We start from the raw sequence: 4,448 nt of genomic DNA, 5'->3' as shown, positions 1-4,448 counted from the left end.
CGATGATCCCCGAGTGGCGCCGCGCCTACAACGCCGCCTACACCGACGCCAAGTACAAGGAGTACCGCCGCCGGCTCGAGGCCGAGGCGGGGTGCCCGATCGAGTTCCGGGTCGCCGAATCCCCGGTGTTCCTTCCGCCGGCCCTGCGGGACGAGATGGTCGCCGCCACCCTGGCGCTCGTCGCCCAGCTCTCGACGCCGGAGCGCCAGCGCCGGTCGCTCGGGGCGGTGCCGGCCGAGTTCGACGTCCCGGGCGGCGACGCACATCCGCTCTTCGCCCAGTTCGACTTCGCGGTGACGCGCGAGGGCGACCGTCCGGACGGCCGGCTTACCGCCCGTCTGATCGAGCTCCAGGGCTTCCCGTCCCTCTACGGGTTCCAGCTCCTCCAGGCGCTCGAGCTGCGCGAGCTCGTCCCGAACGGCCAGCGGCTCGACTTCCTGCTGTCCGGGCTCGATCAGGCCGGCTACCGCCGCGTGGTCGGCGACGCCATCCTGGGCGGGTATCCGCCCGAGCACGTCGTCCTCCTCGACCTCGACCCGCCCTCCCAGAAGACCTATCCCGACTTCGCGATGACGCAGAAGCTCTGGGGCATCCGCGCCGTGTGCCCGACGACCCTCGAGAAGCGCGGGCGGGAGCTCTGGTACCGGCGGGACGGCACGCCGACGCGGATCCTCCGGATCTACAACCGGATCATCGTCGACGAGCTCCAGGCCAAGCGGGTCGCGCTCCCGTTCCGCTACGGAGAGCCGCTGGACGTCGAGTGGGCCGGCCACCCGAACTGGTACTTCCGCTGGAGCAAGCATGCCCTGCCCGCGCTGGACCACCCGGCCGTCCCCCAGGCGGTCTTCCTCTCGGATCTCGATCGGCCCCCCGCCGACCTCGGCGCCTGGGTCCTGAAGCCGCTCTACTCCTTCGCCGGCCTCGGCGTGAAGGTCGACCTGACGCCCGGCGACCTCGACGCCCTTCCGGCCGAGCGGCGCCGCCAGACGCTCCTGATGCGCAAGGTGGAGTATGCGCCCGTCATCGAGACCACCGATGGAAACCGGTCGAAGTGCGAGGTGCGGATCATGGTGGTGTGGCGGAACCGAGAGCCCCTGCCGGTCACGACGCTCATCCGCCTGTCCCAGGGGAAGATGATGGGAGTCGACTTCAACAAGGATCGGACCTGGGTGGGCTCGTCCTCGGGGCTGTGGCCCTGATCGCGACCGGCCCACCGACCCCGGCGCCCCCGCGTCGGGGTCCCGGGGAGCGGCCGGGTTGTCCCGGCCTCATCTCTGCATACTGAGCTGAGGCTGCTCGCCCGCTCCGTCGAACCGGCGTCCCACGGCCGGACACCGGCGTCGCGGGCGTGACGTCGCTGGACCTTCGGCGAAGTGACGAGCGCACAGAGCTGAGAATGCGAATCGCCCAGGTGGCGCCCCTGTACGAGCCCGTGCCGCCGGTCCAGTACGGCGGCACCGAGCGAGTCGTCTCCTACCTGACGGAGGAGCTCGTCCGGCGGGGCCACGCCGTCACCCTCTTCGCGAGCGGCGATTCCCAGACGTCGGCGGAGCTGGTGGCCTCGGCGCCGAAGGCGCTACGGCTCGACCCGGACGCGCGGGACCCGCTGGCGCCCCACATCCTCCAGCTCGCCCAGGTGTTCGAGCGGGCCCGGGAGTTCGACCTGATCCACTGTCACGTGGATTACGTGGCCTTCCCGTACGCGCGACTCGTGGGGACGCCCACGCTCCACACGCTGCACGGGCGCCTCGACCTGCCGCACCTCGGGCCGGTGTTCCGGCACTTCCGGGATGTGCCGCTGGTGTCGATCAGCGATGCCCAGCGAGAGCCCCTCCGACCTCTCGGCCTCGACTGGGTCGGCACGGTGCCCCACGGGCTGCCCCTCGAGCGGTACCCCTACTCGCCGCGCGGCGGCGAGTATTTGGCGTTCCTGGGCCGGCTGTCCCCCGAGAAGCGGCCCGACCTGGCCATCGAGGTCGCCCGGCGGGTGGGCCGGCCCCTCAAGCTCGCCGCCAAGGTCGATCCCGCCGACCGCAGCTATTTCGAGCGCGAGATCGAGCCGCGACTGGATCCGCCCCGGATCGAGTGGGTGGGTGAGATCGGAGATTCGGCCAAGGCGCGCTTCCTCGGCAACGCGCACGCCCTCCTCTTCCCGGTCGACTGGCCGGAGCCGTTCGGCCTGGTGATGATCGAGGCCCTCGCCTGCGGCACGCCGGTCATCGCCCGTCCCTGCGGCGCCGTCCCCGAGGTGATCGTGCCCGGCATCGGCTTTCTCGGAGACAGCGTCGAGGACCTGGTGGAAGCCGTCAAGCGTCTCGACACGATCGACCGGGCGGCCTGCCGCCGCCATGTCGAGGCCCAGTTCACGGTCCCGCACATGGTCGACCGTTACGAGACCATCTACCGGAGCCTGGCGATCTCGGATCGCGCGGCATGACGCGACATCTACCCGACGACGACCTGACTGTCGGCGACCGATACTACATCCTCGCGTCCAGCGTCGCCGCCGACCTGCCGAAGCTCGTCCTCAAGCACGACAACGGCTTTCTCGTCGCCGATCGCCGAGGGGACTTCCCGCGGCTGCCCGGGAGCGAGTTCGGGTTCTACGTGGAGGACACGCGCTTCCTACAGCAGTTCGACCTGCGCGTCCACGAGCAACGCCCCCTCCTGCTGAACGCCGCGGTCTCCGAGGAGGCTCTGCAGCTCGCCGTCGACCTCACCAACCCCGACGTGAGCGAGAACGGGCACCTCGTCCTGCAGGGCCGGACGATCCGGCTGGCGCGGCGGCTGACCCTCCACGGGCGGCAGCTCTATCAGACCTTGACCCTGGAGAACTTCAGCGGCGACTCGCAGGAGCTGACGCTGAGCTGGCACTTCGGCGCCGACTTCGCCGACGTGTTCGAGGTGCGCGGCCTGGTGCGGGACCGGCGCGGCATCGTGCTGCCGCCGGAGTACGACCGCTCCACTGTCCGATTCGCCTATCAGGGCCTCGACGAGGTCCTGCGCACCACCTACCTGGCGTTCGACCCCGAGCCGGCCGAGCTCGGCGGCGGCGTGGCCCGTTACCGCCTCTCCATGCCGTCGGGCGGCACCGTGGAGCTGTCGGTGACCATCTCGGCCGTACGCGGCCCGCAGGCCCGGCCGCCGTCGCTCCACCTCGGGGAGGTCCTGACGCAGCGCCGGACGGACCATGACGAGGTCGCTCGGCGAGCCACCCAGATCCAGACCGACCACGAGCAGGTCAACCACTGGATCACGCGCGCCCGCACGGACCTCCGCATGCTCCTCACCCGCACCCCGCACGGCTTCATCCCCTACGCCGGGATCCCCTGGTACGTGGCGCCGTTCGGCCGCGACAGCCTCATCACCGCCCTCCAGGTGCTGCCGTTTGCGCCCGAGATTGCCCGCGGCACCCTCCGCTTCCTGGCGTCCTTTCAGGGGACGAGGGACGACGACTTCACGGACCAGGAGCCCGGCAAGATCCTCCACGAGTATCGGCGCGGCGAGCTGGCCGCCTGCCGAGAGATCGTGTTCATCCCCTACTACGGGTCGGTCGACGCCACGCCGCTCTTCGTGATCCTCCTGGCCGAGTACTTCAAGTGGACGGGGGACGTGGGACTCGTGCGCGAGCTCTGGCCCGCGCTCGAGCGGGCGCTCCGGTGGATGGCCGGCCCCGGCGCCCCGGACGCCGACGGGTACCTGAAGTACCATCGCCGCTCCCCGCGCGGCCTCGACAACCAGGGCTGGAAGGATGCCCAGGACGCCGTGATGCATGCCTCCGGCCAGCTGGCGGCGGCTCCCATTGCCCTGGTCGAGGCGCAGGCCTACAAGTACGCGGCTCTGCTGGGGGCGGCCGAGCTGGCGGAAGGCATCGGGCGCGCGGAAGTGGGGCCGGCCCTCCGTGAGGGCGCGCGCCTGCTGCGACAGCGGTTCGAGCGCGACCTCTGGCTGGAAGACGAAGCCTTCTACGCCCTGGCGCTCGACGGCGAAGGCCAGCCGTGCCGGGTCATCTCCTCCAACCCGGGCCACTGTCTCTGGATGGGAATCGTCACCGAGGCGCGGGCCGAGGCGGTGGCCAAGCGGCTGATGTCCAGCGACATGTTCTCCGGCTGGGGGCTCCGCACCCTCTCCGCCCGCGAACGCCTCTACAACCCCATGAGCTACCACAACGGCTCGGTCTGGCCCCACGACACGGCCATCGCGGCGGTCGGGCTGCGCCGCTACGGCCTCACGGACCCGTTCGTGACCCTCGCCTCCGGGCTGCTCGAAGCGGTCCTGCAGTTCGAGGATCTCCGCATGCCGGAGCTCTTCTGCGGCTTTCCCCGGGTGCCCGAGTACGGGCCTACCCGCTATCCGGTCGCCTGCTCGCCGCAGGCCTGGACCGCCGGTGTCGTCTTCCAGCTCCTGTCCGCCATGCTCGGCCTGGCCCCCGACGCCCGGGAGAACCG

At 71.0% G+C, this 4,448-nt stretch carries 3 protein-coding genes; all 3 read left to right on the top strand.

Going from position 1 to position 4,448, the window contains the following annotated elements; genetic code table 11:
• Window positions 1–1,199: hypothetical protein (locus VGW35_19135; GenBank protein ID HEV8309782.1), on the top strand; the 1,199-nt coding region annotated here is incomplete at its 5' end.
• Window positions 1,200–1,396: 197 nt separating this feature from the next.
• Window positions 1,397–2,437, top strand: a complete 1,041-nt coding sequence (locus VGW35_19130) for a glycosyltransferase family 4 protein (protein HEV8309781.1) — start codon at window positions 1,397–1,399, stop codon at window positions 2,435–2,437.
• Window positions 2,434–4,448 (top strand): amylo-alpha-1,6-glucosidase (locus VGW35_19125; protein ID HEV8309780.1); only part of this gene is annotated, 2,015 nt, incomplete at its 3' end. The genes VGW35_19130 and VGW35_19125, both read left to right, overlap by 4 nt.

Source organism: Candidatus Methylomirabilota bacterium, from assembly GCA_036005065.1.
Taxonomy (GTDB): domain Bacteria; phylum Methylomirabilota; class Methylomirabilia; order Rokubacteriales; family DASRDR01; genus DASYQW01.
The sequence above is the reverse complement of the archived record's forward strand: the minus strand, read 5'-3'. Positions and strand labels throughout refer to the sequence as shown.